The organism is Neisseria sp. HMSC065D04 (genome assembly GCF_001815675.1).
Classification (GTDB): Bacteria; Pseudomonadota; Gammaproteobacteria; order Burkholderiales; family Neisseriaceae; genus Neisseria.
Window position 1 is genome coordinate 1 of the sequence record NZ_KV821502.1, and the last position, 2478, is coordinate 2478.

Genomic DNA, 2478 nt, shown 5'->3' on the forward strand with positions numbered 1-2478 from the left:
AAAGGTCGTCTGAAATCCCTTTCAGACGACCTTTGTTAATCCAAATACACTATTACCTGAATAACTCTCATCTTAACGCTGCAGCAAGATTTCCAATACAAACTTGCTTCCTACATAAGCGAACATTAGGCTGACAAACCCGATGATTGTCCAAACGGCTGCTTTTTTGCCCCGCCATGCCGTCATACTGTGTTTAAGCAGCAACGCACCGTAAATTATCCATGAGAGAATGCCGAATACGGTTTTATGGGTAAATGTAACGGGTTTTCCGAATACAGCCTCTGCAAAAAATGTCCCGCTGACAACCGAATAGGTTAATAAGATAAAACCTACCCACATCCCCTGGAACATGAGCTTTTCCAAACTCAGTAAAGACGGTAGAAAACTGGACAAACTGGAAACACGTCGTCTATGCAGGTTACGGTTGAGCAGCAAAATCAAAACGGCAAACAAGGTCACAATACCGAATAAACCGTATGCCAGCAGCGATGTACCAATGTGCGACATAAACGGCAAATCATTGATTTGGTAACCGACATATTTCCCAGGGAACAGCGCACCCAATAATAAAGTAAACGCTGCGCACGGATACAAAAGCAGCTGCAATCCGCGCAGACGATAGAAAAAACTACCAACGAAATACACCAGCAGCATCAACCATACAATCAAACTGATGGAATACCCAAAGCCCATAATCAAAATCTTGTCTTGAATGACAGGCATAAGTAATACGGCACCGTGCATGGTCAGCGCAGCACCCAAAACAGCCAACTCGGCTTTTAGAGGATAATCTTTAATCTCTCGGGTCTTGTGATTGAACCAAACGAATATACCCAATCCGGCATACACCAGTATCAGGCAAATCAGGATAGTCGGCATAACAAACTTTCTTGGCGCGCATACATAACCGCACGCGATAGTGTAAAATAATCTCAATTTTATTTTAGCAAAGAATGCCCCGAACAGGGCAGCTATTATCATTACCAAGGACAAGCATGTTAGACAACTTAACCAACCGCTTTAGTAAAGTTTTCAAAAATATCCGCGGTCAAGCAAAACTGACAGAAGACAACATTAAAGAGGCGCTGAGGGAAGTCCGCCTTGCCCTGCTCGAAGCGGACGTAGCCCTGCCCGTCGTAAAAGAATTTGTCAACAACGTCAAAGAAAAAGCCCTCGGGCAGGAAGTTGCCGGCAGCCTGACGCCCGACCAAGCCTTTATCGGCATCGTCAACCAAGCCCTGATCGAATTGATGGGCAAGGAAAATTCCTCTTTGGACTTGGCGGCTGTACCGCCTGCTGTTGTCTTAATGGCAGGTCTGCAAGGTGCTGGTAAAACCACCACCGTCGGCAAACTTGCCCGCCTGCTGAAAAACGAACAGAAGAAAAAAGTCTTGGTCGTTTCAGCCGACGTGTACCGCCCTGCCGCTATTGAACAGTTGCGCCTTTTGGCTGAGCAAGTCGGCATTGACTTCTTCCCTTCCGACTCCAATCAGAAACCTGTCGAAATTGCCACTGCTGCGATTGATTATGCAAAAAAACACTTTTACGACGTCTTGATGGTCGATACCGCCGGACGCTTGGCGATTGACGAAGAAATGATGAATGAAATCAAAGCGCTGCACGCAGCCGTCAATCCCGTAGAAACTTTATTCGTCGTCGATGCCATGTTGGGTCAAGACGCTGTAAACACCGCACAAGCATTTAACGAAGCCTTGCCGCTGACCGGCGTCATCCTGACCAAAATGGATGGCGATTCACGCGGCGGCGCGGCATTGTCTGTGCGCCACGTCACCGGAAAACCCATCAAATTTATCGGTATCGGTGAAAAAATCACAGGACTCGAACCCTTCTACCCAGACCGCATCGCCAGCCGTATCCTCGGTATGGGCGACGTATTAAGCCTGATTGAAGATGTCCAAAAAGGCATAGACGAAGAAGCTGCCGCCAAAATGGCGAAAAAGCTGCAAAAAGGCAAAGGCTTCGACCTCAATGATTTTAAAGAACAAATCCAGCAAATGCGCAATATGGGCGGGCTGGAAAGCCTGATGTCAAAAATGCCGGGCGAACTGGGTCAGATTTCCAAACAAATTCCCGAAGGCACGGCAGAAAAAGCCATGGGTAAAGTCGAAGCCATCATCAACTCCATGACGCCCAAAGAACGTGCCAACCCAACCCTACTCAAAGCCAGCCGCAAACGCCGCATTGCCGCAGGTGCCGGTACCAGCGTGGAGGAAGTCAACAAAATGCTCAAACAGTTCGAACAATCGCAACAAGTTATGAAAATGTTTAGCGGAAAAGGACTGGGCAAACTGATGCGTATGGCTAAAGGCATGAAGGGAATGAAAGGAATGTTCCCCGGAATGTAATTGGCAGGAAATCTAAGAGAGAGAGGTCGTCTGAAAACCAAATTTGCGTTTTCAGACAACCTCTCTTTATGTATAGTAGATTAAATTTAAACCAGTACGGCGTTGCCTCGCC

General features: G+C 47.1%; 2 protein-coding genes. One reads left to right on the forward strand and one right to left on the reverse strand.

The window, feature by feature from the left end; translation table 11 throughout:
* Window positions 1-72: 72 nt before the first annotated feature.
* Complete coding sequence (ccsA, locus tag HMPREF3050_RS05385) at window positions 73-879, reverse strand: cytochrome C assembly family protein (protein WP_039863271.1); 807 nt, start codon at window positions 877-879, stop codon at window positions 73-75.
* A 116-nt stretch (window positions 880-995) separates the two neighbouring features.
* On the opposite strand from ccsA, the gene ffh reads away from it, so the two are divergent.
* Window positions 996-2366 carry a signal recognition particle protein gene (ffh, locus tag HMPREF3050_RS05390; protein WP_070773887.1) on the forward strand — a complete coding sequence of 457 codons (1371 nt, stop codon included), beginning with the start codon at window positions 996-998 and terminating at the stop codon, window positions 2364-2366.
* Window positions 2367-2478 lie beyond the last annotated feature (112 nt).

Excerpts from the sequence above, each read along its gene's own strand:
- ccsA (WP_039863271.1), bottom strand. The coding sequence starts at position 879 with ATGCCGACTATCCTGATTTGCCTGATACTGGTGTATGCCGGATTGGGT.
- ffh (WP_070773887.1), top strand. The coding sequence starts at position 996 with ATGTTAGACAACTTAACCAACCGCTTTAGTAAAGTTTTCAAAAATATC.